Origin of the sequence: Methylobacterium sp. Leaf99, assembly GCF_001422375.1 — a bacterium.
Taxonomy (GTDB): Bacteria; Pseudomonadota; Alphaproteobacteria; order Rhizobiales; family Beijerinckiaceae; genus Methylobacterium.
Genome location: NZ_LMMU01000010.1, coordinates 168,229 through 194,107, shown reverse-complemented (window position 1 = coordinate 194,107; position 25,879 = coordinate 168,229). Strand labels below are relative to the sequence as shown.

At 71.3% G+C, this 25,879-nt stretch carries 25 protein-coding genes and 1 pseudogene; 4 read left to right on the top strand and 22 right to left on the bottom strand.

The features are described 5' to 3' along the window. Nucleotides 1-99: 99 nt before the first annotated feature. The 8 genes from ASF28_RS18900 to ASF28_RS18865 all read right to left on the bottom strand — a co-directional run bounded on the left by ASF28_RS18900 (nt 100) and on the right by ASF28_RS18865 (nt 8,264). A complete protein-coding gene (locus ASF28_RS18900; protein WP_056096318.1) occupies nt 100-1,149 on the bottom strand; it encodes a vWA domain-containing protein in 1,050 nt (349 codons plus the stop codon). Further along, on the bottom strand, nt 1,149-2,072 hold the full coding sequence (locus ASF28_RS18895) for a hypothetical protein (protein ID WP_056096316.1): 924 nt from the start codon (nt 2,070-2,072) through the stop codon (nt 1,149-1,151). Before ASF28_RS18895 ends, ASF28_RS18900 begins: the two co-directional genes overlap by 1 nt. Continuing rightward, nucleotides 2,072-2,929 (bottom strand): DUF58 domain-containing protein, encoded by an 858-nt coding sequence (locus ASF28_RS18890; RefSeq protein WP_056096313.1) that lies wholly within the window; start codon nt 2,927-2,929, stop codon nt 2,072-2,074. The genes ASF28_RS18895 and ASF28_RS18890 overlap by 1 nt, the downstream gene beginning before the upstream one ends. Further along, nucleotides 2,926-3,957, bottom strand: a complete 1,032-nt coding sequence (locus ASF28_RS18885; protein WP_056096310.1) for an AAA family ATPase — start codon at nt 3,955-3,957, stop codon at nt 2,926-2,928. Before ASF28_RS18885 ends, ASF28_RS18890 begins: the two co-directional genes overlap by 4 nt. Before the next feature lie 318 nt (nt 3,958-4,275). Next, nucleotides 4,276-4,566: a methanol dehydrogenase [cytochrome c] subunit gene (locus ASF28_RS18880; RefSeq protein WP_056096307.1), complete on the bottom strand. Its 291-nt coding sequence runs from the start codon at nt 4,564-4,566 to the stop codon at nt 4,276-4,278. An 89-nt stretch (nt 4,567-4,655) separates the two neighbouring features. Continuing rightward, complete coding sequence (moxG, locus tag ASF28_RS18875; RefSeq protein WP_056096305.1) at nt 4,656-5,261, bottom strand: cytochrome c(L), periplasmic; 606 nt, start codon at nt 5,259-5,261, stop codon at nt 4,656-4,658. Nucleotides 5,262-5,344: 83 nt separating this feature from the next. Beyond that, nucleotides 5,345-6,217 (bottom strand): methanol oxidation system protein MoxJ, encoded by an 873-nt coding sequence (gene moxJ, locus ASF28_RS18870; protein WP_056096302.1) that lies wholly within the window; start codon nt 6,215-6,217, stop codon nt 5,345-5,347. 163 nt (nt 6,218-6,380) lie between these two features. After that, entirely contained in the window at nt 6,381-8,264 is a 1,884-nt protein-coding gene (locus tag ASF28_RS18865; protein ID WP_056096299.1) for a methanol/ethanol family PQQ-dependent dehydrogenase, read from the bottom strand. Nucleotides 8,265-8,620: 356 nt separating this feature from the next. On the opposite strand from ASF28_RS18865, the gene ASF28_RS18860 reads away from it, so the two are divergent. Beyond that, entirely contained in the window at nt 8,621-9,475 is an 855-nt protein-coding gene (locus tag ASF28_RS18860) for a trypsin-like peptidase domain-containing protein (protein ID WP_082476663.1), read from the top strand. 15 nt (nt 9,476-9,490) lie between these two features. Here ASF28_RS18860 and ASF28_RS18855 read toward each other — a convergent pair whose 3' ends face one another. The 4 genes and pseudogenes from ASF28_RS18855 to ASF28_RS22010 form a co-directional block, all read right to left on the bottom strand. Next, nucleotides 9,491-10,417, bottom strand: a complete 927-nt coding sequence (locus ASF28_RS18855; protein ID WP_056096468.1) for a DMT family transporter — start codon at nt 10,415-10,417, stop codon at nt 9,491-9,493. Between the two features lie 104 nt (nt 10,418-10,521). Next, nucleotides 10,522-11,649 (bottom strand): bifunctional DNA-binding transcriptional regulator/O6-methylguanine-DNA methyltransferase Ada, encoded by a 1,128-nt coding sequence (ada, locus tag ASF28_RS18850; RefSeq protein WP_056096296.1) that lies wholly within the window; start codon nt 11,647-11,649, stop codon nt 10,522-10,524. Nucleotides 11,650-11,958: 309 nt separating this feature from the next. Then, nucleotides 11,959-12,075: pseudogene (locus ASF28_RS23765) on the bottom strand (AlkA N-terminal domain-containing protein); the annotation flags it as partial. Between the two features lie 21 nt (nt 12,076-12,096). Next, the gene (locus ASF28_RS22010) at nt 12,097-12,822 is read right to left on the bottom strand and encodes a helix-turn-helix domain-containing protein (protein ID WP_244475086.1); all 726 of its coding nucleotides are present in this window, start codon (nt 12,820-12,822) and stop codon (nt 12,097-12,099) included. Between the two features lie 679 nt (nt 12,823-13,501). On the opposite strand from ASF28_RS22010, the gene ASF28_RS18840 reads away from it, so the two are divergent. After that, a complete protein-coding gene (locus ASF28_RS18840; protein ID WP_056096293.1) occupies nt 13,502-14,347 on the top strand; it encodes an SGNH/GDSL hydrolase family protein in 846 nt (281 codons plus the stop codon). 60 nt (nt 14,348-14,407) lie between these two features. On the opposite strand, the gene ASF28_RS18835 is transcribed toward ASF28_RS18840, so the two are convergent. From ASF28_RS18835 to ASF28_RS18790, 10 genes are all read right to left on the bottom strand, one after another. Next, the gene (locus tag ASF28_RS18835; protein ID WP_056096290.1) at nt 14,408-15,211 is read right to left on the bottom strand and encodes an MBL fold metallo-hydrolase; all 804 of its coding nucleotides are present in this window, start codon (nt 15,209-15,211) and stop codon (nt 14,408-14,410) included. Nucleotides 15,212-15,254: 43 nt separating this feature from the next. Beyond that, the gene (locus ASF28_RS18830; protein WP_056096287.1) at nt 15,255-16,106 is read right to left on the bottom strand and encodes a TatD family hydrolase; all 852 of its coding nucleotides are present in this window, start codon (nt 16,104-16,106) and stop codon (nt 15,255-15,257) included. A 92-nt stretch (nt 16,107-16,198) separates the two neighbouring features. Next, entirely contained in the window at nt 16,199-16,495 is a 297-nt protein-coding gene (locus tag ASF28_RS18825; protein ID WP_147711372.1) for a hypothetical protein, read from the bottom strand. 46 nt (nt 16,496-16,541) lie between these two features. Continuing rightward, nucleotides 16,542-18,113 carry a methionine--tRNA ligase gene (gene metG / locus ASF28_RS18820; RefSeq protein ID WP_056096281.1) on the bottom strand — a complete coding sequence of 524 codons (1,572 nt, stop codon included), beginning with the start codon at nt 18,111-18,113 and terminating at the stop codon, nt 16,542-16,544. A gap of 69 nt (nt 18,114-18,182) precedes the next feature. Continuing rightward, nucleotides 18,183-19,247, bottom strand: coding sequence for a DNA polymerase III subunit delta' (locus ASF28_RS18815; RefSeq protein ID WP_056096465.1), 1,065 nt, complete (start codon nt 19,245-19,247; stop codon nt 18,183-18,185). After that, the gene (gene tmk / locus ASF28_RS18810) at nt 19,237-19,911 is read right to left on the bottom strand and encodes a dTMP kinase (protein WP_244475085.1); all 675 of its coding nucleotides are present in this window, start codon (nt 19,909-19,911) and stop codon (nt 19,237-19,239) included. The genes ASF28_RS18815 and tmk overlap by 11 nt, the downstream gene beginning before the upstream one ends. A gap of 10 nt (nt 19,912-19,921) precedes the next feature. Next, entirely contained in the window at nt 19,922-21,118 is a 1,197-nt protein-coding gene (locus tag ASF28_RS18805) for a D-alanyl-D-alanine carboxypeptidase family protein (RefSeq protein WP_056096278.1), read from the bottom strand. Between the two features lie 144 nt (nt 21,119-21,262). Beyond that, nucleotides 21,263-22,669, bottom strand: a complete 1,407-nt coding sequence (locus ASF28_RS18800) for a septal ring lytic transglycosylase RlpA family protein (RefSeq protein ID WP_056096275.1) — start codon at nt 22,667-22,669, stop codon at nt 21,263-21,265. Nucleotides 22,670-23,068: 399 nt separating this feature from the next. Beyond that, the gene (locus tag ASF28_RS18795; protein ID WP_056096272.1) at nt 23,069-23,374 is read right to left on the bottom strand and encodes a ribbon-helix-helix domain-containing protein; all 306 of its coding nucleotides are present in this window, start codon (nt 23,372-23,374) and stop codon (nt 23,069-23,071) included. After that, nucleotides 23,358-23,996 carry a ParA family protein gene (locus ASF28_RS18790; protein ID WP_056096269.1) on the bottom strand — a complete coding sequence of 213 codons (639 nt, stop codon included), beginning with the start codon at nt 23,994-23,996 and terminating at the stop codon, nt 23,358-23,360. Before ASF28_RS18790 ends, ASF28_RS18795 begins: the two co-directional genes overlap by 17 nt. Before the next feature lie 347 nt (nt 23,997-24,343). On the opposite strand from ASF28_RS18790, the gene ASF28_RS18785 reads away from it, so the two are divergent. Beyond that, a complete protein-coding gene (locus ASF28_RS18785; protein WP_244475083.1) occupies nt 24,344-24,907 on the top strand; it encodes a PAS domain-containing protein in 564 nt (187 codons plus the stop codon). Between the two features lie 185 nt (nt 24,908-25,092). Next, a complete protein-coding gene (locus tag ASF28_RS18780) occupies nt 25,093-25,707 on the top strand; it encodes an LpxA family transferase (RefSeq protein WP_056096263.1) in 615 nt (204 codons plus the stop codon). The last annotated feature ends 172 nt before the right edge of the window (nt 25,708-25,879 follow it).

Here is a 25,879-nt window from a genome sequence, read left to right as displayed (position 1 = left end):
GAGGGGACCCGTGCCCGATGCGCGATCCGCGGGAGCCGTCACCACCGGGCGGGGCGAGGGGGATGCGCGCCAACGGGGTGGAACGGTGCGAAGCCGGGTTCATGCGGCGATCCTTTCGGATGGAGCCTCGGCCGCCTGCGGAAGGCCCCCCCGTCCCCGCCGCACGTCCGCCTCCGCGAGCTTGCCCGCCACGAGGAGAAGCAGCCCGAGCAGCGCCAGCCCGAAAGCGACCCACGACAGGTCGCGGCGCGGGCGCCGCTCGGTGTAGGGGATGGGGTCGCGCTCCAGGGCCTCGATCTGGCGGATGGCGGCGGCGACGGCCTCGGGGCCCTCCGCCTCGAAGGCGCGGTAGGGCGTGCCGAGGCTCTTGAAAAACAGGTCGAGGTGGCGCTCGGGCGCCGCCTGGGGCGTGTCCTCGCCGGCGGGCTTGTCGGCGATGGCGGGCGAGCCCTTGGTGCGAAGGAACAGCCAGTAGAGGTTGGGCCGGATCCTGGCGAACTCGGCCCGCAGGGTGCCCTGGACGCGCGGATCGATCACCGCCGCGCCGTCGGAGACGATGAGCAGCGCCCGCGAGACGTTGGCGGCCTGGGGTCCGAACTGCGACAGGCCCATGGCGAGGCCGCGCGCCACGTTGGTGTAATCGAGGCCCGGCCGGTCGATGGCCCGGATGGCGGCGCGGACGGCCTCGTGCCGGTCGGTCATCGGCACCACCAGCATGGGCGCCGTCGAGAAGGCGGTGACGGCGAACTGGTCGTGGGCGCGGCTGCCGACGAAGTCGCCGAGCAGGCGGCGGGAGGCGGCGGCCTTCGATTCCTCGGCACCCGAGGGCTGACGCCCGGCGAAGGTCTCGTTCATGCTGCCCGAGCGGTCGACGAGGATCGAGACCTGGGCGCCGATGCCCGTGCGGGTGACGGTCTCGCCCCGGCGGTACGGGCCGGCGATGCCGACGATGAGGCCCGCCAGCGCCAGGCAACCGGCGATGCGCAGGGCCCAACCGAGCGCCCGCGAGAGCGGATCGGCCGGACCGGCGTCGATGGCGGCCACGGGCACGACGCGCTGGGCCGAAGCCCGGAACGGCAGCAGGGCCAGTGGCAGCAACCACAGCACCAGGGGCGCATCGACGGCGAATCGCGCGAGGGTGTCGCCCATCACGCCGCCCGCTCGGCTGCGGCCAGGCGCCGGGCCAGGGTTTCGAGATGGGTCCAGGGCAGGGCGGCGCGGGCGGCGGCGGGACCGAGACCGAAGAAGGCGAGGCGCGAGGTCGCAAGGAGCCGGGCGAGGGCGTCGGCCTCGGGCCGGTAGGCGGGGTGGCGGGCGAGGAAGCCCGGCAGATCGTCGGCCAGCACCCGGCGCCCGTCGGTGGCGTCGAGGCCGCGATGGAGGGCGCGCAGGGCGTCGCCGTAGGCGGCCTCCGCGTCGGGGGTGCGCGCGAGGCGGCGCAGGCGCGCGAGGGCGGCCGCGAACGGGCGCCCGCGCCGCGCCCGGAACGGCCCCCAGGCCCGGTCGCGGGCGAGCCCGGCGAAGGCCAGGAGGGCGAGGGCCCCGAAGCCCCCCGCCCGCCACCACAGGGGCTGCGCGTCGACGGCGGCGACGCGCCCGTCCGGCCGCATGTAGTCGGCCGGGTTCTCGCGGGCGGGCGGCACCACCTCGCGCAGGGGCGAGATGGTGAAGGACCAGGCCGGCACCTGCGCCGTGGCGGTGGTGGCGCCGTGGGCGCCGGCGCTCTCGAAGGTCACGGAAAAGCCCGGGATCTCCAGGGCGCGGACGTCGAGGGCCGCGTAGAAGTTCTGGTAGGTCAGGGAGATCCGCACCCGCCGGGCGTCGCCGGTGACGGTTTCCTCCACGCGAAGATCGCGCAGGTCGAGCCAGTAGGCCAGCGGCCCGGGCTGGGGCAGGGAGGCCGCCTGGAGGGTGAAACCCGCATCCACGACGATGTCGGCCTGCGCCCGCACGACGTCGCCGAGGACGTAGCCGAAGGCGCGCGGGGTGCGGACCTCGACGGAGCGCACCTGGGCCTGCGCCGCGCCGGACACGGCGAGGAGGAACACGAGGACGGGGAAAAGGACTCGCATCAGGTCCCGATGAGGTGGCGGGTGAGGGCGTCGGCCTCGAAGCGGCCTTCGAGGCGGAACGGCGGGCGGCCGTAGGTCATGGCGATGCGGCGCAAGGTGTCGGCGCGGGCCCGCTCGTGGGCGAGCCAGCGCCGGCGCAGGGCCGGGCGCATGAACACGGTCCGGCGCCCGGCGCCCTCGAGGTCGTCGAGTTCCATCAGGCCCCAGGCCGGCAGCCCCTCGTCCTCGGAGGCGTCGGCCAGGACCACGGGCACGAGGTCGTGGCGGGCCAGGCTCGCGAACACCTCCGCGATCAGGGCCTCGGGCCAGCGGAAATCCGAGACGACGAACACGATCTTGGGCCGCCCGACGAGGCCGCGGCCGGCCTCGCGCATGCCGTCGGCCCGCGCGCCCGTGCAGGGCGCGGCCAACAGGCGGGCCTGGACGGAGGCGCCGATCCCGCGCCGGCGGGTCGCCGGCATCGACACGTCCGCGCGCAGGGCGCCGTCGCAGCCCATGAGGCCGAAGCCGTCGCCGATGCGGGTGGCCGACGCCGCGAGCCCCCCGCACAGGGCGGCGGCGAGGGCCATGCGGTCGGCCGCGCCGCGGTAGCGCATGGAGGCGGAGAGATCGACGAGGGCCCAGACCTCGATGGCCGTGCGGCTCTCGAAGCGGCGGACATGGGTGCCCTCGAACGGATCGCGCAGGGTGGCGCGCACGTCGATGCGGCGCGCATCCGGCATGCGCAGGAACGGCACCTGATCGCGGAAGGTGCCGAGGCCCCCGGCGTCGCGGCCGCGATGGGCACCGGCGGCGGTGCCCGGCACCCGCCCGCGCGGACGGTAGACGATGTCGGCCTGCGGATCGGGCTCCCTCACGGCGCCGGCACCGTGTCGAACACGGCGCGGCAGAGCTCGGGCACGATGGCGGCGCGGCGCATCTCGTAGACGGGTTCGAGGAAGACGCGGTGGGCCATGACCTCGGGGAACACGGCGCGGATGTCCTCGGGCACGAGCCAGTCCCGGCCCTCGAGCCAGGCGCGGACCTTGGCGGCGCGCACGAGGAAGGCGACGCCGCGGGGCGAGGCCCCGCCCTGCACCAGGGCCTCCATGTCGATGCCGGGAAGCCGGATGCCGGCGCCGCCGGGACGCACCAGGGCCTCCCACAGGCCGACGACGTAGGCTTCGATGGCCGGGCTCGCCTGAATCCCGTGCTGGATCGCCCTGGCGATGCCCGGGATGGCGGCGTGGTCCAGCACGTCGGCGTCGATGCCCGCGATGAGGGCGTCGGTGTCGTGGAAGCGCGGATCGAACACGAGGGCGCGGCGGCTCTCGGCGTCGCGCGGGGCCTCCATCCCGATCTCCATGAGGAAGCGGTCGCGGGCGGCCGCCGGCAGCTCGAAGGTCTCTTCCCGCTCGACGCGGTTGCGGTCGGCGAAGACCTGCAGGTTGGGGAAATGGTACTCGCGGTTGAACGCGGTCAGGCTGCGCTCGGCCATGAGGCGCAGGAGCAGGGCATGCACCTGGGGCCGGGCGCGGTTGATCTCGTTGAAGAAGAAGATCGACAGGTCCTCGGCCCGGCGCAGGACCGGTCCGGGCTCGACGCGGGGGCGGCCGTCCTCGGCGAGGTAGGTGTGGTAGATGAGGTCCGTCGGCATCATGTCGACGGTGCCCTCGACGCGCTCGTAGGCGCCGCCCAGCGCCCGGGCGACGGCCCGCAGCAGGGTGGTCTTGCCGACGCCGACATCGCCCTCGAGCAGCACGTGGCCGCGGGCGAAGATCGCGATGGTGAGGAGGCGGATCGCCCGCGCCTGGCCGACCACGGCGCCGCCCACGGCCCGCTCGAACCGGCCGGCGGCCTCGCGCCAATCGGTGAGCATCGCGTCGCCGGGGCGGGTCTCGTTCATCACGCGGGGGCCTTGAATCTTTAAGCTGGGAAACGGCTGCCCGGCATTCTGAGGCGGGAAATCCAACCGGGTTGCACGCATCCCCTCGCCCCGCTTGCGGGGAGAGGGTTTCGGACCCCTTGTCGGGTCCGAAACGAGGCGGCAGCCGAGGGTGAGGGGGCGGCTCCGCCTGAGGCTCGTCCGGCGAGCCCCCCCGCACCTACGCTCCGGCTGCACTCACCGCAGACACGCCGGGGTGTCTGCGGTCCTCTCCCCGCGAGCGGGGAGAGGGGCCGGCGTTCGAGCGCGGACAGGCGAGGGTGAACGCGCGCCGTCGGCTCAGTTCGACGACAGCTTGGTGACGTCGTACTCGAACTTGCCGGACTTCTTGGCGGCCTCGATGCGCCGGGCGTTGCGCTCTTCCATGCCCTTGATCGACTCCGACTGCTTGTTCAGCTCCTTCGGGTCGTGCTTGGGGTCGTACTTCGAGCCGGCGATCTTCTCGGGGAAGCCGGGCTTGGGCTCCCAGCAATTGCCGGCTGCCTTGCACTTGGTGCCGTCGTAGGCCATCGCCGGGCTCGCCAGCACTGCGCCTGCACCCAGCGCCACCGCAAAAATGAACGTCCGCATGTTCGTCTCCTCCGTTTATGGTTGGCGCGGCGCGTGGGCCGCTCATCGTTCACCGCGCGCACGTCACGCGGCGTGACTTCCCAGGGACGCTAGTTCTCCAGCGGCTTGCACTGGCCCTTCACGTCCGTGGGGAAGGTCTCGCCCTGCTTGTAAGGCGTGTAAGCTTTCTTCTGGTCGGCGCTGAGCCAGACGGCGTCCTTGGCCGGACCGGTATAGAGATGGCGGATCCAGGCGATGGTCTGCAGCATCTCGTCGGGGGTCAGGTTCTCGTTGTGCGGCCCCATCATGCCGTTGGCGCCGCCGAAAATGGTGGCGAACAGGCCGGTATCCTCGGTGTTGGACGGGTAGGTCCAGTAATTGTCGTTGAGGCCCGGCCCGAGCTTGCCCTCGGCCAGATGCCCGTGACAGCCCGAGCACGAGGTGGCGAACAGGGACTCGCCGTTGCGCAGGCAGGACTTGTCGTCGATGTAGAGGTTCTTGCCGGTCTGGAAGAACTCCTTCACGGCCGGCGTGTCGCGGCCGCCCTCCTTGCCCTGGGACACGTCGAGCTGCTCGCCCGTGACGGTGTTGCGGAACACGAACCCGCTCTGCGGGCCGGAGGCCGGCTGCGCCAGGGCGGAGAGCCCGGCCGAGAACCCGGCGGTGACGAGGCCGAGGCCGACGAATCCGGCCAGAAGGCCTTTGAGATGACGCATGAAATCGCTCTGATGGGGTTCTCCGACCGTCCGGTCGGGTTCTGGGCGGGCCGCCCCTGCGAGCGGCCCGGGGCTTGCACGGATCAGTTCGAGGCGGTCGCGAGGGGCACCCCCTCTTGGCGCAGGATCGCGTCGATCTGCGGCTTGGCCTTGGCGATGCCGGCGTCGAGGGCGGCCTTCAGGGCGGTGTCGTCCCGGCGCACGCCCATGGACTGGTCGAAGCTCTGGGGCATCTTCTGGCCGTCGCTGCGCACGGTGTCGTCCGGCACCGGCGTCACCCGCAGGGGCGTGCCCGAATCCTTGACGTAGCGGGCCACATCGGGGCCGAAGGCCACGGCGACGTCGGCCTTGCCGCCGGCGACTTCACTGATCATCCGGGCCGGGTCGATCTGGGTGTACTGGTTGCGCGGCGCGCGGAAATTCACCAGCGAGTAGAGGTAGGCCATGTCCTCCTCGTAGCGGCCGATATCCTTCAGCATCGCCTCGCCGGGGGTGCCGAAGCCCACCACCATGTGGTCGACGCTCTTCAGGCGCGGATCGGCCCAGGACTTGATGTCGAGGTCGCGGTCGGCGCGGGTGATGAAGACGTAGCCGCTGCGGTAGTACGGCTTGGTGACGAGGACGCGCGGGTCGTCGCTGTCGAGGCCGACCACCACGTCGCAGAGCTTCTTGTCGAGGCCGTCGCGGACGAGGTAGATCGCCGGCTTCTCCGACCAGACGAACTGGACCTTGCGGCCCATGGCCTCGGCGACCGCCGTGGCGATCCGGTTCTCGAGGCCCGATCCGTCCTTCAGCGAGAGGGGCGGCTGCACCGCCGCGCAGACGCGCAGGGTCTTGTCGTCGGCGGGCGCCGGCGCTTTCGCGTCCTCGGCCGCGTGAACGGAGGATACGAGACCCAGCGCCAGGAGGGAGGCGGCCGGGAGCGCCGCGCGGCGACGTCCGGTGACGAGCGACATGGGTGAGATCCGTTGTTCGGTTGTTTTCTGGGCTGCGCTCGGGCGGGGCATCTCGGGCGGGACATGGCGTGTCCTCGCGTTGGCCGTCGCGCGCGAAATCTCGGGCATTGTGGGAACCCCGCCGGCCCTGAGGCCGGCGAGGTCCTGGTCCTGGGATCGAGACTTACTTCTTGGCGGCCGTCAGGTACTCGCCGACGTTCGGATCGTCGTACGGACCCTTGCCGTTGAGGGAGAACACCATCACGCCGCCGCCCATCTGGGTGTAGTTGGCGAGCTTCTTGAAGGCGCCCACCGCGCCGAGGCCGGCGGTCGGGTCCTGCAAGTCGAACACCAGGCCGACGCCCGGCCATCCGCCGACGCCGTAGTAGATGGCGACGAACTGATCACCCTTGTGGCTGTAGGTCATCGGGTAACCGATGGCGCCCGACGGCAGCTTGAACTTCCAGAGGAGGTCGCCGTTGTCGGAGTGACGGGCCTTGATGTAGCCGTCCAGCGTTCCGTAGAACACGAGGTCGCCGGCGGTGGCCATCGTTCCGCCCCACACGGCGAAACGCTCCATCTTGTCCCACTTATACTCGCCCGTGATGGCGTTGTAGGCCTTGATCTGGCCGAGACCCTCGTAGTTCTGACGGTCACCCTTCGGGCCGGGGTACATGTTCAGCGTCGCACCGACGAAGAACTGGCCCGCACGGTACGGAAGCATGAACGGCTCCCAGTCCATGCAGATGTGGTTGATGCCCATGTAGAAGAGCTTGCGCTCCGGATCGTAGGAATCGTGGCCCTGGTTGTGGTAGCCCATGGCCGAGGGACAGACGTCCTTGGCGAGGTGGTCCATCCGGGTGCCGTACTCGGGATCGCGCACCGGCTGGCCGGTCTTCAGGTCGACGGACTTGAAGACGTTGACGGTGTCGTCGATCTTGTTGGCCGAGACGAGCGAACCGTCGGTCCGGTCGAGGGTATAGACGATGCCGTTGCGGTCCGGATGGGTGAGGAGCTTGCGATCCTTGCCGTCCTTGTCCTTCTGGTTCGACAGCATCATCACGTTGACGCCGGCGTAATCCCACTCGTCGTGCGGGGTCTTCTGGTAGCCGAACTTGGCTTCACCCGTATCGGCGTCGCGGCCGAAGATGGTCATCGTCCACTTGTTGTCGCCGGGACGCATGGTCTCGTTCCACGGCGCCGGGTTGCCGGTGCCGAAGTAGATCAGGTTGGTGCCGGGATCGTAGGCGTACCAGCCCCAGTTGGTGCCGCCGCCGATCTTCCAGGCATCGCCCTCCCAGGTGGAGGTGCCCAGGCCCTTCTGGCCGTAATGGGCGTTCTTCACGTTGAAGTCGGGCCCGAGCAGCAGGTCCTTGTCGGGACCCGTGGCGTAGGCGCGCCACACCTGGGCACCGGTCTTCACGTCGTAGGCGGTGAGGTAGCCGCGCACGCCGAGCTCGGCGCCGGACGACCCGATGATCACCTTGTCCTTCACCACGTAGGGGGCGATGGTCAGGGTCGAGCCCATCTTGATGTCGGAGTTCTCGACCTTCCACACCGTCTCGCCGGTCTCGGCGTTGAGGGCGGCGACGTTGCCGTCGAGCTGCGTCTTCAGGATGAGGGACGGCACCTTGCCGTCACCCGGCCAGTAGGCGAGGCCGCGGTTCACGAGATCGCAGCAGGCGACGGCGCGGGCGGCCGGGTTCTGCTTGGGCTTGTCCTGCCACAGGATCAGGCCCGGATCGTCGAGGCCGAGGGCGAACGTGTTGTTCGGGAACGAGGTGTGGATGTACATCTTGCCGTCGACGACGATGGGCGCGCCCTCGTGGCCGTTGAGCAGGCCGGTGGAGAAGCTCCAGGCCGGCTTGAGCTGCTTCACGTTCTCGGTGTTGATCTGCTTGAGCTTGCTGTAATTGTCCGAGTCGTAGTTCTTGCCGGGCATGATCCAGTTTTCGTCGCTCTTCGACAGCTCGACGAGCTTGTCGTTGGCGGCCGCACTGGTGGCCATCCCGATGGGCGCCAGGGCCATCACGGCCAGCACCGACACGGAACTCAAGTACCTCATCATCGTGCGTCTCCTCAGCTGCCGCCCCGTCTATCGACCCTGCGGTCGTGCGTGGCTGTTTCTCCCGCCGTTTCGGAACATCGGCGCCGCGATCCTCAGAAGAACCGCCGCGCTCTTAAGCTTTTATCAGACTAGCGTAGTCTTATAAGAAGCTTATTACTGTCCCTTCAGCCCTTATTTCTAGCCATCTTCCTGTCGCAAAGTCTCTAGACGATCCGACATTTCTAGTCGGGAAACTTTGGCAAATAGAGCGTGAGGATCGCGCAGCGGCGACCCGTCGCTTGACCGCCCCCAGGGGGCCGTCGCACCACTGTCGCAACGGCCCGGGCGAACGGGCCGATGGCGGGGAGCGGGGAAAGATGGCGCCAGGGGCTGGGCGGAGACGCGCAACCGCGCGCGGGGGGATTCCGGACCGCCTCGGCATCGCCCTGGCGGCCCTGCTCTGCGCCGCCGGACCGGCCCCGGCGCAGGATTTTTCGGCATGGAGCTTGGCCGCCCTCTATCCGAGGGACGGACGCCGCGACCTCACCGGCGCGGATATCGACCGCTATCCGGGGGCGGGCGTGCTGTTCTGCCACGGCCCCGACGGCATCCCGCGCAAGGCGGCGGCGGCCTGGCTCGTCGGCGATCCGTCCGTGGTGGTGCTCAACGCCCACAACTTCCGCAATCGCCGCCTCGAGACCACCCGCGAGGTCGGCGACTGCTTCTTCCAGATCGGCGGACGCAACTACGACTTCGTGCCGGGCAGCATCGAGCTCGGGGCCGAACCGGCCGCGCAGGCGCTCCACATCACCGACGACTGGGCGATCCTGCGCCTCGTGCGGCCCGTGGAGGGCGCCCGGCCGCAACCCCTGCCGGCCGCCCCCGAGCTGGGGGAGGGGCCGATGCGGCTGCCCGTCGTGATGGTGTCCCCAGGCGGGCACGAGAACTACCGCGGGCCGGCGAGCCTCGAGACCTGCGCCATCCGTCAGGTCGATCCGCCGAGCGAGGGCGGCATCCGGCGCCTGCGCCACGATTGCAACGACGGTTTCGGCGGCTCGGGCTCGGGCCTGTTCGACGAGGCCGGCCGGCTCATCGCCATGCAGAGCGCCTCCCTCTCCATGAACGCCCGCAAGCCGTTCGACATCGAGTTCCACTACGGCTCGGCCCTGGCCTTCGAGGGCGCCCTGCTCACCGCCCTGCGCAGGGCGGTGACGGGGCAGGCGGGTCCCTGACGGTTTCGGCGTCCGTCAGCGCCGCCGGCCGAGGCGCTCGGCGATGGCGATGCCGCCGATGACGAGGCCGAGGGCCAGGGCGTCGTTCCAGCGGAACGGCTCGCCGAGGAAGACGACGGCGAGGCCGGCCCCGAAGATCGGCACGAAGTTGACGAACAGCCCCGCCCGGTTCGGGCCGATGAGCTCGACCCCGCGCATGAAGCCGAGCTGGGCCAGGAGGCTCGGCCCCAGGGCCACGAACGCCACGATGAGCCAGCCCTTCGGCGTCGGCCAGATCGTGTGGCCGAGCGCCCATTCGGCGGCGAGGGGCGGCAGGGCGGTGAGGAAGGCGGCGAGCGCCATGGCGGTGAAGAAGGTCAGGCCGGAAACCTTCGGCCGGGCGCCGAGGGCCACGGTGTAGCCGGCATAGAACAGGCAGGCGGCGAGCATCAGCACGTCGCCGAGGTTGAAGCCGAAATGGGTGAGCACCCGCCAGTCGCCGTGGGTGGCCGCCACCACCGCCCCGGCCAGGGTCACGGCGACGCCGAGCGCCTGCGCCCCGCCCACGGCGACCCGGTGGACGCCGTAGTTGATGAGGATGACGAGGACGGGGATCGACCCTTGGAACAGGGCGATGTTGATCCCCGTGGTGTAGAGGCCGGCGGCGTAGAACAGGCTGGCGTAGAGGGTGTAGCCGCACGCGCCCATGAGCAGCACGTAGGGCCAGTGCGGTCGCAGGCGGCCCCACTCGGCCCGCAAGCCGGCCCGGGCCGGCAGGGCCAGGACGAGGCAGGCGAAGGCCCAGCGCAGGCAGGTGAGCACCTGCGGCGAGACCTCGCCCACGGCCCATTTGCCCGCCACCACGTTGCCGCCCCAGAGCAGCATGGTGCCGGCGAGGATCGGATAGGCGGCCAGGGCCGACGGCGGGCTCCCGGCGGGCCGGGCGGGGGAGGGCGGTGTCACGCGCAACGGATCGGGACTCCTCTTCACGGGCCGGGGGCCCTCTTCCCCCGCCCCGGCCCGGCGGACAAGGGTCGCGGACAAGGGTGGCCCATGCGGGACGGCCCTCACGCCGGGTCCGGTCCCTCGCCGTCCTCGGCCACGGGGGTCCTCTCACGGGCCAGCAGCGCGGCCTTGCGGGCGACGCCCCAGCGGTAGCCCGAGAGCGCCCCGTCGGCGCGCACCACCCGGTGGCAGGGGATCGCCACCGCATGGGCGTTGGCGGCGCAGGCCAGCGCCACGGCCCGCACGGCGGCGGGCCGGCCGATCTCGCGCGCGATGTCCGTGTAAGTCGCGGTCTCCCCCGCCGGGATCGCCCGCAGGGCTTCCCAGACCCGCTGCTGGAAGGCGGTGCCGCCGATGTCGAGGGGCAGGGCGAGGCCGCCCTGCGGCGCCGCCACGAAGGCCGCGACCTCGGCCACGTGCGCCGCGAACCCGGCCTCGTCCCGGGTGATCGCGGCCCGGGGAAACCGCGCGTGGAGGTCCCGGACCGGTCCCTCCGGATCGTCGCCGAGCAGGATGGCGCAGAGGCCCCGCTCGGTGGCCGCCACCAGGACGAAGCCGAGGGCACAGGTCGCCACGGAGAAGCGGATGGCGACGCCCGCCCCGCCCTTCCGAAACACGCCGGGCGCCATGCCGAGGCGCGGTCCGGCGGCGGCGTAGAACCGGCCCGCCGTGCCGTAGCCCGCCGCGTAGGCCGCCTCCGTCACGGTGCCGGCCTCGGGCAGGGACGCGGCGAGGCGCCCCGCCCGCACGGCCGCGGCGTAGGCCTTCGGGGTCACGCCGGTGATCCCCTTGAACACCCGGTGGAAGTGGAACGGGCTCAGGGAAGCGGCGCGGGCCAGGGCCGCGAGGGCAGGGGGCTCCGCGGCCGCCTCGATCCGCCGGCAGGCGCTCGCCACGGCCGCGGCGTGGCGCGCGGCCAGGGGCGGAGCGTCGGGGCGGCAGCGCAGGCAGGGGCGGAAGCCCGCGGCCCGCGCCGCCGTGGGGGTCCCGTAAAAACCCACGTTCGCCCGGCGCGGGGTGCGGGCGCCGCAGCCCGGCCGGCAATACACGCCCGTGGTGCGCACGGCGTAGACGAAGCGCCCGTCCGCCACCGGATCGCGGGCGGCGACGGCGGCCCAGCACGCGTCCTCGGTGGCGTCGGGCGCATCGCGGGTGGCGGGGAGGGGGCAGGTCGGGAGGGGCGTCGTCATGCCCCTACCCTGGCGCCTTCGCGGCGGCCGCGCATCCCGGTTCTTGCGGTCGAATCCCTCTCGCGAACCCCGCCCCCGTCGGCCTCGCCCGCCCGGAGGTGGAGCACGGCGTAGGACCGCCACGGGCGCCACGGCCGCGACCGCGCCGCCAGGCCGGCGGCGCTCGGGCGCCCGCCCCCGTCGTCGAGGGCGCGCAGGAGGGCGAGGTCGCCCGCCGGGAGGGCGTCGGGCGCGCGCCGGCACCCGCAGGCCCGGCCGGGCCGCCACGAGGCGGGCCAGGTGCGGATCGGCCGCGTGGCCGTGCCGTCCGAAGAGGTCGACGGTCCGGCGATAGGCGAGCCGCGTGACCGCCTCCACGCCCGGGATGGCGCGGGCGGCGAGGTCGTCGCAGAGCGCCGGCCTGTCGTAGGGCGGGGTGTAGGGCAGGGGGAGGAGTTGCTCACTGGTTCAGACTGGCGCGCGGGGCAGCGCTCCACGTTCGGCCGCCGCCGCCTCGATGCGCTCCGCCACCGCGGTCTCGGCGGCACGCAGAACGTCGCCCAAGCGTGCCTCGGGGATGCTGTTGACGAGCCGCCGGTTCTCGGCGACGCGCTCCGGATGGAGAAGCTCCATGACGCCGACGGCGCGCGCGCGGAGGCGTCCGGCCTCCCTGGCCACCGCCCCCGCCGGCACCAGCGATCGCTCCAGGGCCATGCTGACCTGTTCGGGCAGGCGGGCGATCACGCCGAGATAGGCTAGGGCGGCCGCATCCGGCCTGCGCCGCCCGGTCTCCCAATTCCGGACCGCATCGACCTCGAGGCCGTAACGGTGGGCGAACTGCTCCTGGGTCACCCCGAGCCTGTCGCGCAGGGCGCGGACATCCATCTGCGCCGGCCCCAGGCGTGCTGCGGCGCATCCGGCCTCGGCCAGATCTCGCGCCAGGGCGTCCTCGTCCTCGACGAGCGGGACCTCCACGACGGCGCGGCCCTTATCCAGCATCTCCTCGATCACCCGCTTGGCGCGCAGCAAGCTCAGGCCCCGCCCCGCCAGGGCCAGGGTCGCCTGAACGGCCTCGACCTTCTCCGGCCCCTGGCTCGGGCTCAGGGACAGGATCGCGGGCGAACCGGAGGACACCCGGGATACGTCCCGGATTGGCCCCAGACGTCCGAGCCGCGCCTTCAATGAGGATTTCATCGTAGCCCGTCTCCTTGAGGGCCCACAGGGCAAGTTGGCGCAGGTTGGACAAACCGAGGGTGTTCCTGCCGTTGTCCGCGTGCATGTGCACGCCGCGGAGACGCAACCCGCGCCCCTCCGAAATTTCCTCAGCTTCGGCCATCAGGTGCAACGCACCGCCCGGGGTCGAAATCCGCACGGTCACGACGGTGTCCTCGGAAACGCCATCGCTCCTGAACTCGAACGTGACCGCGCTGAAATCCCACACCATAGATGTCTGCCACTGGCGCGGTCGTTTCAAGGGTGTTCGCCCGAATCGCGCTCGAAAACGGTATCCGAACCGTGACGGGCACAGTGCCCAAAGGATACCCGGACACCACCTCCGATCCCACCGAAGCCATTCGCATAAGATATATTATGGAACCAAAACCCCGAAAATCCGGGGCAGGGGGCTTCGAAGGGACTTCGAAACCGTTTCCGGCCGTCCTTCCGATCTTCCTCGCGTGAACCCGCCGGCATGAACCCGGGATTCATCCTGTCCGCCGGGTTGCGCGCATAACCCTGACGTTCCGGCCCGCCTGTGGCACAATCGCCGCGCAACGCCCTCGCCTCCGTCATAATCTCGGCTCAGAATACATGATACACGCTGGGTTCAGATCCAGGCGTCGAGTGTCCGGATACCTGTACCGAAGCGAACCTGATGCCGATCTCAGCGCGCCTCCCCCTCGTCCCGATCCTCGGTCTCGCCCTCGCGGCCCTCGGTGCGCCGGCCCGGTCCGAGCCGGTGCCGCTCCCGGCGGTGCATCATGCGGGACTGGACGCGTCCGCGGCGGTGCGGACGCCCCCGGCGGCGCGCCCCGCGCTTCACGCCCGCGCCCTGGCGCGCCTGCCGCGCCTCGCCGGACTCGTGGCCAAGGGCGCGGACATCCGCATCGTGGCGTTCGGCTCCTCCTCGACGGAGGGCATCGGCGCCACCTCGCCGGGCTCGACCTATCCGGCCCAGCTGCAGGAGGATCTCGAGTCGCGCCTCGACAAGTCCGGCTCCGAGCATCAGTTCGTCACCGTGCTCAACCGGGGCAAGGGCGGCGACGATGCCGAGGCCATGGCCCGGCGCCTCGAGCGCGACGTGCTCGCGGAGAAGCCAGACCTCGTGGTCTGGCAGACGGGCAGCAACGATCCAATGACCGGCGTCAGCGTGGAGCGCTTCGCCGAACTGACCCGCGCCGGCATCCTGGCGATCCGCGCCACGGGGGCGGAGGTGATCCTCATGGACCAGCAATGGTGCAAGCGCCTGTCCGGCACCGCCGGATCGGAGCTCTACGGCACCGCCCTGCACGCCGTGGCCGGCGAACTCGGCGTTCCGGTGATCCGGCGCAACGCGATGATGCGGGCCTGGGTGGCCAAGGGCCTGCTCACGCCGACCCAGATGATCGGCCCCGACGGCCTCCACATGACCGACGCGGGCTACAACCACCTCGCCAAGGCGGCCATGACCCAGATTTTGGTGGCGGCCGGCCTGCCGGAAGAGGCCCCGGCCCGGAACTGAAGAGGGGCCCAGGCCCGGACCTGATCCACCCTCCCCCCGGCGTCGCGGACCCGCCGCCGGTCAGAGATCCAGCGTCACGCTCAGCCCATCATACGCCGGCACCACGTGCGGCGGGAGCTTGCGCGCCAGGGTGGCGTAGTCGAGGTCGGTGTGGAGGTTGGTGAGGATGGCGCGGCGGGGCCGCACCGTCTCGATGAGGGCCAGCGCGTCCGAGACCGAGTAGTGCGTCGGGTGCGGCGTCTCCCGCAGGGCGTCGATGATGAGCAGGTCGAGGCCGTGCAGGTGGGCCTGCGCGCCCATGGGCATCAGGCTCACGTCGGGGGCGTAGGCCGCCGGGCCGAACCGGAACCCCAGGGCCGCCTCGTTGCCGTGCTCCATGGCGAAGGGCAGGGCCGTCACCGCGCCGCCCGCGCCCGCCACCCGCACCGCCTCGCCCGGACACAGGTCGTTCATGTCGAGGATCGGCGGATACTCGCTGCCCGGCGGCGTCTCGAAGCAGTAGCCGAAGCGCCGCTCCAGCAGGGCGCGGGTGAGGGCGTCGGCATAGACCGGGATGCGCCGGCGCATGTGGAGCACCAGGGGCCGGACGTCGTCGATGCCGTGGGTGTGGTCGGCATGGGCGTGGGTGAACAGCACCGCGTCGAGGCGCTCCACGCCGGCGCCGATGAGCTGGTCGCGGAGATCCGGCGAGGTGTCGACGAGGACGCTGGTGCGGCCGGCCTCCCCCTGGCGCTCCACGAGGAGAGAGCAGCGCCGCCGCCGGTTCTTCGCCTCGGCCGGATCGCAGGCGCCCCAGCCATAGGCGACCCGGGGCACGCCGCCGGACGAGCCGCAGCCGAGGATCGTCAACGTCAAGGAACCCATCGCACCCTCCGGCTCCGTTGGTATCGGAGGGGGCAGGGGCCTGTCACGTCCCCTCCCCTTTGCCTTTGCCTTTGCCTTTGCCTTTGCCTTCGCCCTCCCCTTCGCCCTCCCCGGTTCCGGCCACCGCCTTGTGGAACAGGCGGTGGAAGTTGGCCGTGGTCAGGGCGGCGAAATCCGCGAACTCCATCGCGAAGGTCCCGGCGAGGGACCGCGCCGTGTCGGCGGTGTAGGCCGGCTCGTTGGTGCGGCCCCGGTGGGGTTCGGGCGCCAGGAACGGGGCGTCGGTCTCCACCAGCAGGCGGTCGCGCGGGACCGTCAACGCGATGGCGCGCAGGTCGTGCGAGCGCCGGAAGGTGACGATGCCGGAGAACGAGACGTAGAGCCCGAGTTCGACGCCGATTTCGGCGAGGCGCGCGCCCGACGAGAAGCAGTGCAGCACCGCCGTGAAGGCCCCCTGCCCCATCTCGTCGACGAGGATCGCCTCCATCGCGGCATCGGCATCGCGGGAATGGATCACCAGGGGCAGGCCGGTCTCGCGGGCCGCCGCGATGTGGCGGCGAAAGACGCGCTCCTGCACGGCTTGGGGGGCGGCGTCGTCGTAGTGGAAGTCGAGGCCGGATTCGCCGATGCCGACGCAGCGCGGATGCCGGCTCAGGGCCACGATCGTCTCGGTCGGCACCTCGGGCTCGTCCCCGGCCCCGTCCGGGTGGGTGCCGATGGTGTGCCAGATCTCGGGGTTCGCCTCCGAGATCGCCTCGTAGGTCTTCGCCTTCGCGACCCGCGTCGCGATGGTGACCATGCGGGTCACCCCCGCCTGCCTGGCACGGGCGATGACGCCGGGCAGATCCTCGGAAAAATTCGGGAAATCGAGGTGGCAGTGACTGTCGACCAGCATTGTTGGCTCGCGCGGCGGGGACGATCTCGACCCATGGCGAGCGGCGTCGCCGCTTGACGCCGCGCGCTCGGATTTCAGGGCTGATTTGGACGTCAGGGCTGACGGGATGCGTCGTGGTCGGAATCCGGCCCGTCATCGGCGCGCCGGACGATGCGGAGGATATCGGACTGCGCCGTCAGAACGCGATTCTCCATGAGGATGAGATCCGATTTCACCTCCCGCACGTCGCGACGCACATCGTCGAAGCCACGTTCCATGCGCTCTCCGAGCCGGCTGACGAGGTCGATGGCGCGCGCCTGACGCTCCGTCATCTCGTGCATCTCGCGTCGCAAGCCCAGGACCTGACGCAGGACGGGATTGTTGTCGGGGGTCGGGGATTCGTAGCTCATCGTGCGTCCGGCATCGCTGGATCGCCCGACCATAGCACAGGACCGGTCATGCGCCGATGCCGGCCTCCGGCTCGACGAAGCGCGGGAACAGCCCGGCGGGGGCGGGGAGCGGCGTGCCGGGGACGAGGCGGCCGCCCTCCCCCACATCGGCGAGGCGGCGCCTGTCCGCAGGCACGGCCAGGAGGTCGAGGAGCTTCCCCGCCGAGCCCGGCATGAACGGCTGCACCAGGATGGCGATGGCCCGCAGGGTCTCGGCTACCACGTAGAGGGAGGCCGCCATGCGCGCCGGGTCGGTCTTGCGCAGGACCCAGGGCTTCTGGGCGTCGAAGTAGCGGTCGGAGGCCGTCACCACGGCCCAGATCTCGGCGAGCGCCGTGTGGGGCGCGAGCCGGTCCATGGCCTCGCGCACGGCCCCCGGCAGGGCGTCGGCCAGGGCCAGGAGCGCCCGGTCGTCCTCGGTGAGGTCGCCGTGCTCCGGGACCAGCCCCCCAAGGTTCTTGGCGATCATCGAGAGGGAGCGCTGGGCGAGGTTGCCGAGGCCGTTGGAGAGGTCCGCCGTGTAGCGGGTGACGATGGCCTCGTGGCTGTAGTTGCCGTCGCCGCCGAAGGGCACCTCGCGCAGGACGAAGTGGCGCAGGGCGTCGACGCCGTAGGTCCTGATCAGGTCCATGGGGTCGACGACGTTGCCGAGCGACTTCGACATCTTCTCGCCCTTGGACAGCAGGAAGCCGTGGCCGAAGACGCGCTTGGGCAGGGGCAGCCCGGCCGACATGAGGAAGGCCGGCCAGTACACGGCGTGGAAGCGGACGATGTCCTTGCCGATGACGTGCAGGTCCATCGGCCAGAATCGTTTCCGCGGGTCGGTCTCGTCGGGGAAGCCCGTGACGGTGAGGTAGTTCGTCAGGGCGTCGACCCAGACGTACATGACGTGGTCGGGATGCCCCGGCACCGGCACGCCCCAGTCGAAGTTGGTGCGGCTGACGGAAAAGTCCTTGAGGCCGGAGCGCACGAAGCTCGCCACCTCGTTGCGCCGCGTTTCCGGTCCGATGAAGTCGGGCTGCGCCTCGTAGAGCGCCAGCAGCCGGTCGCCATAGGCGGACAGGCGGAACAGGAAATTCTCCTCCTCCATCCAGGTCACGGGCGTGCCGGTCTCGCGGGAGCGGCGCGCCCCGTCGGGGCCGAGCTCGGTCTCGTCCTCGTTGTAGTAGGCCTCGTCGCGCACGGAGTACCAGCCGGCGTATTTCGACAGGTAGAGGTCGCCGTTGGCCTCCATCCGGCGCCAGAGCTCCTGGGCGGCCGCGTAGTGTTCGGGCTCGGTGGTGCGGATGAAGCGGTCGTGGGAACAGTCGAACGCCTCGGCCATGGCCCGGAAGCGGCCGGCCATGTCGTCGACGAGTTCGCGCGGGGAAATCCCCGCCTTGGCGGCGGTCTGCTGGATCTTGAGGCCGTGCTCGTCGGTGCCCGTGGCGAACAGCACGTCGTAGCCGTCGAGGCGCTTGAAGCGCGCGAACGCGTCCGTGGCGATCACCTCGTAGGCGTGGCCGATATGCGGCGCGCCGTTGGGGTAGGAGATCGCCGTGGTGAGGCCGAAGGTTTTTGGGGAGGCCGGGTCGGTCACGTCGAAGGTTCCCCGGAGACAGGGTTCAAAAGGATCACAGGACGAAGAATCGTAAAAAATCCGTCCGGCTCAGGCCGCGGCGCGCAGGGCGCCGGCGAGGTCTCCGAACAGGGACAGGACCAGCGGCCGGCGGTCGAGATTGTAGATCGCGGCCTCCCGCGCGGCGCGGGCGATCTTGTCACACACCTCGACCAGGGCCGCAAGGCGGGCCGGGTCCTCGTGGGCGCGGCGGTCGAGCTCGGCCGAGACGAAGCGGAACACCGTGTCGAGGCCCCTGGCGAACAGGTCGTCGGAGTCGCGGCCCGAGAGCTTCTCGGCGAGCGCCAGGATGCGGCGCCAGTCCGGATGGTCGAGGCGGGCGAGCAGGGTCTCGACTTCCGCGACGAGGGTGGCGGTGGCCGGGTCGAGCATCGCCATCCCCTGCGCCACCGAGCCCTCGGACAGGGCGGCGGCGCGGGCGAGGGCGTCCGCGTCGGGCTGGACGAAGGGCGGGGGGAAGCCCGCCACCACCCGGGCGACCTCGGCCTCGGCGAGGGGCCGCAGGGTCAGGGCCCGGCAGCGCGAGCGGATGGTCGGCAGGAGCCGGCCCGGCGCGTGGCTGACGATGAGGAACAGGCAGCGGGGCGGCGGCTCCTCCACCATCTTCAGGAGGGCGTTGGCGCTGTTGGCGTTCAGATCCTCGGCGCTGTCGACGATGCAGATGCGGTAGCCGGCCGCCCCCCCGGTGGAGCCGAAGAGCTCCAGGGCGCCCCGCGCCGCATCGACGGAGATCTTCGTCGCCAGGGTTTTCGCCGTGGGCGGGCGGGTCCGGCGCAGGGCGACGAGGTTCGGATGCGACAGGGCCGCGACCTGGCGCGCCGCCGGATGGCCCGGATCGACGGCGAGGGTTTCGGGAACGGCGTCGAGGCCCGGATTGGCGATGAGCCAGCGCGCCATGCGGTAGGCCAGCGTCGCCTTGCCGATGCCGCGGGGGCCGCCGATGAGCCAGGCATGGTGCAGGCGCCCCGACGCGATCCCGGCGACGAGGGCGGCCTCGGCCTCGGCGTGGCCGACGAGGCCGGTCTGCTCGCGGGGGCGGGGGATGTGGGGCAGGTCGCCCGGCTCGACATCCTCGGGCAGGCGTTCAGGCCGCATCATCACCCGCCTCCCCGAGAAGGGTCGGCAGCCGCGCGGCGACGATGGCCCGGATCTCCGCCGCCACGGCGTCCGGCGCGGCGCCCGCGTCCACGAGGGCGCAGCGCTCCGGCTCGGCCTCGGCGATGGCGCGGAACGCGGCGCGGAGACGCGTGTGGAAGTCGAGGGCCTCGGCCTCGAAGCGGTCGGGCGCCCCGTCCGAGCGCCCGGCGGCGCGGGCGAGGCCGACCACCGGGTCGAGGTCGAGGATCAGGGTGAGGGCGGGGCGCGTCGGGCCGACGACGACGCGCTCCAGGCTGGTCACGAGTTCGGGGTCGAGGCCGCCGGCGGCACCCTGGTAGGCCCGGGTCGAATCCGCGAAGCGGTCGCACAGCACCGTCTCGCCCCGGGCCAGGGCCGGACGGATCAGGGTGTCGAGGTGGTCGATGCGGGCGGCGGAGAACAGCAGGGCCTCGGCGAAGGGGCCGTGCGGCTTGGCGATGCCGGCGAGCAGGGCGTCGCGGATCGCCTCGGCCTTCGGCGACCCGCCGGGCTCGCGGGTCACCACCACCGGGCGGTCGGTGCGGACGCGCAGGTGCGCGGCGAGGCGCTGGACCTGGGTGGATTTCCCGGCCCCCTCCCCGCCCTCGAAGGTGATGAACGCCCCGGCGGCGATCTCCGTCACGATGGGCCCGTCACGATTTGGCGCCGGCCTTGTCGAAGGCGCGGCGGAACAGGCCGGTGCCGACCTCCAGGGCCGCGTCGAGGGCGCGCTGCGGGATCGAGCCGGCCGGCACGCTGGCGCCGGCATAGAGCGGCTGGTCGAGGGCCTGGGTGTCGCCGCGCATGATCCGCAGGCGGCCGATGGCCTTGCCCTCCTCAACGGGCGCGACGAGGGGCCCGTCATAGACCGCCCTGGCGGTGATCCGGTCGCCGGTGCCGCGCGGCAGCAGCACCCGCACGGGCTTCTTCGCCACGAGCGGCACGCTGCCCTGCGCGCCGCCGAAGACCGAGGCCTCGGCCACGGTCTCGTCCGCGGCGAAGACCTGGCGCGGCTCGAAGGCGCGGAACCCCCACTCCACGAGCTTGCGCGATTCCGCCGCCCGGTCGCGGGCGGTCTTGAGGCCGCTCACCACCATGATCAGGCGCTGGCCGTTCTGCACCGCCGAGCCGGTGAGGCCGTAGCCGGATTCCTCGAGGTAGCCGGTCTTGAGCCCGTCGGCGCCGATGTCCAGGGCCAGCAGGGGGTTGCGGTTCTGCTGCTTGATCTTGTTCCAGGTGAATTCGCGCTCGGCGAACATCTTGTACAGGTCGGGATAGGTCTCGATGAGGTGGAGTGCCAGCTTGGCGAGATCGCGCGCGGTCACCTTCTGGTCGGGCGCCGAGTAGCCGGTGGCGTTGCGGAAGGTCGAGCGCTGCAGGCCGATCTCACGCGCCCGGTTCGTCATCATCCGCCCGAAGTTCTCCTCCGAGCCGGCGATGCCCTCGCCGATGGCGATGGCGGCGTCGTTGCCCGACTGGACGATGAGCCCGCGCAGGAGGTCGGTGAGCTTGATGCGGCTGTTGAGCTGCGCGAACATCGACGAGCCGCCGCCCCCGGCCCCGCCCCGGCGCCAGGCGTCCTCGGTGATCTGGAACTCCGACTCCATGGTGAGCCGGCCCTGCCGGATCTCGTTGAACACGATCTCGGTGGTCATCAGCTTGGCCATGCTGGCCGGGGAGAACAGCTCGTCGGCGCCCTTCTCGAACAGGACCGAGCCGGAATCGGCATCGATGAGGATCGCGTGGGGGGCGGCCGTCTGGAAGCTCTGGGCGCGGGCGCCCCAGGCGGATGCGGCGAGCACCCCGCAGACCAGGGCGGTCCGGGTCGCGTGGAGAATCGTCGCGCGCATCACTCGCCTCATACCACTCGGTCCGGGATCACCGTTCCCGCCACCGTTCAAGCGTGACGATACAAGGTATTCGGGGAGAGATCGAACCCAAATCCAGGTCCCGCCAGGGCATTTCGCACCGCACACGGACACGGAGTCTTGATCCTATCGGGCCTCGGCGACCCGCGCCCGCGCCGGGATCGGCTTGGCCGCGGCGACCGAGGTCTTGCCGGCGGCGCCCTTCCCCGCCGGAGCCGGGACGGCCTTGGCGGCCAGCTTCACCGGCGGTGCCGGCGCGGGCACCCTGGCCGTCGCCAGGACTTTCACCGGTGCCAGCACTTTCACCGGTGCGATGCCCTTTGCGGGCCTCGCCGGATCGACGGATGCGGCGGTCTTGACGGACGCGACCTTGGTGGAGGCGGCGGCCTTGGCCGGGAGCGCGGACGGAGCCGAAGCGCCCGCGTGTCCCCCGCCCTTCGTGGGCGCCGGGGCGGGCCAGGCGGCGGCGGTGCGCGTCAGGGGCTGCGGCACGGCGGCGACCTCGGTCCGTCCCCCGGTCCTGTGGCCCGCAGCCCCGTGCCCCGCCAGCCGCACGGGCGGCGGCGTCAGGCTCAAGGGGGCCGGCGCGAGGCGCACGGGTGCGGTGGCCATGGGCCGGAACGTGGTCTCGCGCGGGGCGGTGGGCTGGAGGGCGGCGGGCACGGCGACGCCGGCCGCACTCGCCAGGATGATCGGCCGGGCGCGCGCCGGGCGGGGCGCCTCGTTCGGAGATTCCTGCGACGTCTCGCGCGAAGCGTCCTGCACAATCTCCTGCGGCGCCTCCTCGGCGGCCGACCGGAACGCCAGGGCCGAGCGGCCCCTCGCCAGGGGCTCGTCGGGTCCGAGATCGGCCAGCATCACCGGCGACGGGCCCCGGATGGCGGCGGGCACGCCGTCCGTGCGCAGGGTGGCGAGGAGCTTGCGGTCGTCGCTGCCGGCGGTGGAGGCCTTGCCGACATACTCGACCCGCACCTTCGACGTACCGCTGCGGTGGAATTCGAGGGCCTGGGCCACCTCCTCCGATACGTCCATGACGCGGTCGGCGTGGTACGGCCCGCGATCGTTCACCCGCACGATCATCGAGCGATGGTTGGTGAGGTTGGTGACGCGGGCGTAGCTCGGCAGGGGCAGGGTCGGGTGTGCGGCCGCGATGGAGTTGCGGTCGAACACCTCGCCGTTGGCCGTCATCCGGCCGTGGAAGGCGGCGCCGTACCAGGAGGCCAGGCCCTCGCGGACGTAGCCCTTGGCGTCCTCCCGCGGCACGTAGGTGCGGCCCGCCACCACGTAGGGCTTGCCGGAGAAGCGCCGGCCGCCGCCCTTCGGAATCACGTCGCCCTCCTTGTAGAGGCGCGGGCTCGCCTTGACCCCGTATTTCGGATCGAGGGTGGAGCCGGAGGCCCCGGCGAGCTTCTGCTGCGGATTCTGGGCGCAGTTGGCGGTGGCGAGCGCCACGGCGCAGGCGCCGATCAGCCGCCACAGGGGCAGCCCGGCCGGCACACCGAACGACAGGCCGGCCTTCGTCGAACGCGTCATCCCGTTGATCCGCCCCGCCGCCTCGTGACGCAACACACACCCGCGACCGAGGACGACGAGGTCCGCCGGGTGCCCGGGGCGACGCGGACGCAGGGGCGCCGTTCCGGGACGCCCAGGTTTGTCGCTTCGGCGTAAACGAAGGCTGAATCCGGCGGCCGGGATTTTTCGCGAGTGGGTCGCGGACCGGCCTTCGCAGTTCAGGCGCCGCATCCGGACCCGGACCGAAGCCGCTGCAGGATCGGGCGAAAGCCGGAATCGAACGGGACGGCCCGGTCAGCGGCCCGGCCCGGCGGGGCGTCGGCCGGCCGCGGCGGGGGTCCGGTTGCGACGCGACGTCGGGATCGCGCCGCAAGCCCTTCTCGATCCAGCGGTTTTCGCACGCGCGAAACCCCGCCCGCCTCAGCGCGGGTCGGTCTCCGTCAGCTGCTGGATGGAGCGGGCGCCGCGCTGCCGGAACAGCAGGTCGAGGGCTTCCAGCATCAGGCCGTGCATCTTGGCCCGCTCGGCATGGGCGATGTCGCGCAGCTGATCGTAGACCGGCGGCTCGAGGTAGACCGACATCTGCCGCGCCCGCTCCTTGAGGGTGGCGGCGGGCCGGGGGCGGGGGGTGCCGACGGCGAGGGTGACGATCTCGGCGGTGGGCTGCGGGCGCCCGGACGAGGCCGCCACGATGGCGGCGAGGCTCGGTTTAGGCGGCTTTGACATGCTTGGAGACCTGCATCCGCTTCTCGATCCAGGTCCAGAGCTTGCGCACTTCGCCCGCCGCCTGGCCCTTCGGGTTGAATTCGGTGACGCCCTGGCCGACGCCGATGGCGTCCTGGTGGTCCGTGCGGGCGACGATGTTGACGTCGGGCAGGATGCCCAGCACCGCGAGGCCGTCGGCGGCGTCGCGGATGCGGTAGGAGCGCGGCGGGGTCTGGTTGAGGACGAAGGCGAACTTCTTCTCCAGACGGTAGATGGCGGCGAGCGTCGGCTTGAACGCGCGCAGGTCCGCCGGGGTCGGCCGGCACGGGATGATGCACAGGTCCGCCGCCCGGATGGCCGAGAGGGTCCCGGTGGAATCGACGCCCGGCGTGTCGATGAAGACGTAGTCGTAGGAGGACTCGCGCAGCTTGCCCATGACCGCGTCGATCTGGGTCGCGTCGATCTGGGCGACCTCGGGACCGTCCACGGTGCGGTGGTCGAGCCAGTCGGAGATCGTCGCCTGCCGGTCCATCTCCAGGATGCAGACGGAGAGGCCGCGCTCCTGCGCGGCGACGGCGAGGGAGATGCACAGGGTGCTCTTGCCGCTGCCCCCCTTCTGCGTGACGAACGTGATGGCCTTCATCCTGGCGCCCCTTCGCGGCTCTCGATTCGTCCCGGTCTCGCAGGCCGGCGCCCGCGCCGGGGCTGTCCTGGGACGCAAGGATGACCTGATCCGGTCTCGCCGATCATGGTTAATCAATCGTTAAGCGCACGGCTGCGGCCATGGCCCGGTCGTCAATCTAAGGTTGATGGATCACCATAAAAACGCAACCGCCCCCTCTTCTCGTTCGGTGGTTTTCGCTCTAGCTTGCGGGAACCGGACCCGGCGAATCCCTCGGTAGAACCAACCTCAGGTAAATCGTGCCGTTCGCCCGGCGCCCGGCCCCACGGCACGGTGGCGGCCCGGCGTGCGCGCCCCCCAGGAGAATCATGTCCCGACCCCTGTTTGCGATGTCGGAGAGCGAGGCGGTGCAGGCCGCCCTGGTGGCGTCCGGGGTCGTCGGCCTGTGGACCTACGACATCTGGGCGGACCGGCTCGTGCTCTCGGGCACCCTGCCGGAGGTCCTCGGCCTGGAGCCGACGGCCTCCGGCGTGCCCCTCGGCCGCCTCCTCGACGGGACCCACGGCGAGGATCGCGAGCGGGTGGAGAACGTCGTCCATGCCGCCGTCGCCGGCGGAGCCCCGTTCGACGTCGCCTTCCGCACGGCGTCGGGCGGGCGCAGCCTGTCCCTGCGCGGGCGGATCGAGCGCGACGGGGCGGGCCAGCCCCGGCACGGGCGCGGCATCGCCCTCGACCTCACCCACGAGGGCGGCCTCGACCGGCCGGGCCAGCACGCGGTCAACCGCATGGCCGAGCACGCCATCGCCCTGCACGGCCTCGTCGGCCACCTGCACCACCCGTCCCTGGCCCGGCTCCTCGACAGCCTGATGCGGGAGATCGGCCGCGAACTCGCCCGCCACCTCCAGGGCAAGGCCGACGCGCGCCGGCATTAGGGGGCGGATCGTCGGGCGCCGGCCCCCTGCCGTGGGGGCGGTTGCGACTCAAGTCGGATTCTCAACAACGCAATCGCATGGCGTGAGACCTGCCGTTCGAACTCGCGGCAAACGATTGACCGAGGCTGGCACGCCGTACACGCTGTGGCACTCTTCGAGTTGCAGGGACCCCGCGTGCGTGCCGAATGACCATCGTTGATGCGCATATCGCGTCCTGGCGTAGTTCGCCCCTTGCCGCGTGGGCGACGGGGGAGCCGTGGGATATCGTCACCGGTTTGGCAGGTCTGGTCGCGAGGCTTCTGGAGACACTTGGGACCGACTACGAGATTGAGGGCGATATCGCCGTTCATCGCACAACCAGGGTCGAGGCCGGTGCCGTAATGAAAGGCCCACTGATCGTCGGCCCGAATTGTCTTGTCGCCATGGGAAGCCTGATCAGAGGCGGATGCTGGCTCGACAGTGACTGTATCGTGGGACCCGGAGCCGAACTCAAGACCACCATCATGTTTCAAGGCTCGAAGCTCGCCCACTTCAACTTCGTTGGCGACAGTATCCTCGGCAGTGATGTCAATCTCGAAGCTGGCTCGATCCTCGCAAACTATAGGAATGAGCATGCCGATCCCCGCCTCCAGATCAGCTATGACGGCAAGATGATGGAAGCGGACACGCTGAAGTTCGGTGCGCTTGTCGGAGACGGATGCCGCATTGGCGCGAATGCGGTTGTTGCACCCGGTGCCATCCTTGCTCCTGGGACGGTCGTATCCCGCCTCGGATTGATAGATCAGCGCCCATCTTCCTGAGCGTCCCGAAAGCGGACCGGCGAATATCCACCGCGCGGCGCAAGGACCGCATCGTCGGGCGGGGATTCGATCACCGAAACAAGCCCCGGCCGCGCCACGCGGGCCGGCCGGAGGATTTGAGGGCAAGAAACGGGACGCGCGTCACCCGGGCAAAATCCTAGGACGGATCGAG

Coding starts and splice junctions, on each gene's coding strand:
- ASF28_RS18900 (WP_056096318.1), bottom strand. CDS start 1,149: ATGGGCGACACCCTCGCGCGATTCGCCGTCGATGCGCCCCTGGTGCTG.
- ASF28_RS18895 (WP_056096316.1), bottom strand. CDS start 2,072: ATGCGAGTCCTTTTCCCCGTCCTCGTGTTCCTCCTCGCCGTGTCCGGC.
- ASF28_RS18885 (WP_056096310.1), bottom strand. CDS start 3,957: ATGAACGAGACCCGCCCCGGCGACGCGATGCTCACCGATTGGCGCGAG.
- ASF28_RS18880 (WP_056096307.1), bottom strand. CDS start 4,566: ATGCGGACGTTCATTTTTGCGGTGGCGCTGGGTGCAGGCGCAGTGCTG.
- moxG (WP_056096305.1), bottom strand. CDS start 5,261: ATGCGTCATCTCAAAGGCCTTCTGGCCGGATTCGTCGGCCTCGGCCTC.
- moxJ (WP_056096302.1), bottom strand. CDS start 6,217: ATGTCGCTCGTCACCGGACGTCGCCGCGCGGCGCTCCCGGCCGCCTCC.
- ASF28_RS18865 (WP_056096299.1), bottom strand. CDS start 8,264: ATGATGAGGTACTTGAGTTCCGTGTCGGTGCTGGCCGTGATGGCCCTG.
- ASF28_RS18860 (WP_082476663.1), top strand. CDS start 8,621: ATGGCGCCAGGGGCTGGGCGGAGACGCGCAACCGCGCGCGGGGGGATT.
- ada (WP_056096296.1), bottom strand. CDS start 11,649: ATGACGACGCCCCTCCCGACCTGCCCCCTCCCCGCCACCCGCGATGCG.
- ASF28_RS22010 (WP_244475086.1), bottom strand. CDS start 12,822: ATGAAATCCTCATTGAAGGCGCGGCTCGGACGTCTGGGGCCAATCCGG.
- ASF28_RS18840 (WP_056096293.1), top strand. CDS start 13,502: ATGCCGATCTCAGCGCGCCTCCCCCTCGTCCCGATCCTCGGTCTCGCC.
- ASF28_RS18835 (WP_056096290.1), bottom strand. CDS start 15,211: ATGGGTTCCTTGACGTTGACGATCCTCGGCTGCGGCTCGTCCGGCGGC.
- ASF28_RS18830 (WP_056096287.1), bottom strand. CDS start 16,106: ATGCTGGTCGACAGTCACTGCCACCTCGATTTCCCGAATTTTTCCGAG.
- ASF28_RS18825 (WP_147711372.1), bottom strand. CDS start 16,495: ATGAGCTACGAATCCCCGACCCCCGACAACAATCCCGTCCTGCGTCAG.
- ASF28_RS18815 (WP_056096465.1), bottom strand. CDS start 19,247: ATGCGGCCTGAACGCCTGCCCGAGGATGTCGAGCCGGGCGACCTGCCC.
- ASF28_RS18805 (WP_056096278.1), bottom strand. CDS start 21,118: ATGCGCGCGACGATTCTCCACGCGACCCGGACCGCCCTGGTCTGCGGG.
- ASF28_RS18800 (WP_056096275.1), bottom strand. CDS start 22,669: ATGACGCGTTCGACGAAGGCCGGCCTGTCGTTCGGTGTGCCGGCCGGG.
- ASF28_RS18795 (WP_056096272.1), bottom strand. CDS start 23,374: ATGTCAAAGCCGCCTAAACCGAGCCTCGCCGCCATCGTGGCGGCCTCG.
- ASF28_RS18790 (WP_056096269.1), bottom strand. CDS start 23,996: ATGAAGGCCATCACGTTCGTCACGCAGAAGGGGGGCAGCGGCAAGAGC.
- ASF28_RS18785 (WP_244475083.1), top strand. CDS start 24,344: ATGTCCCGACCCCTGTTTGCGATGTCGGAGAGCGAGGCGGTGCAGGCC.
- ASF28_RS18780 (WP_056096263.1), top strand. CDS start 25,093: ATGACCATCGTTGATGCGCATATCGCGTCCTGGCGTAGTTCGCCCCTT.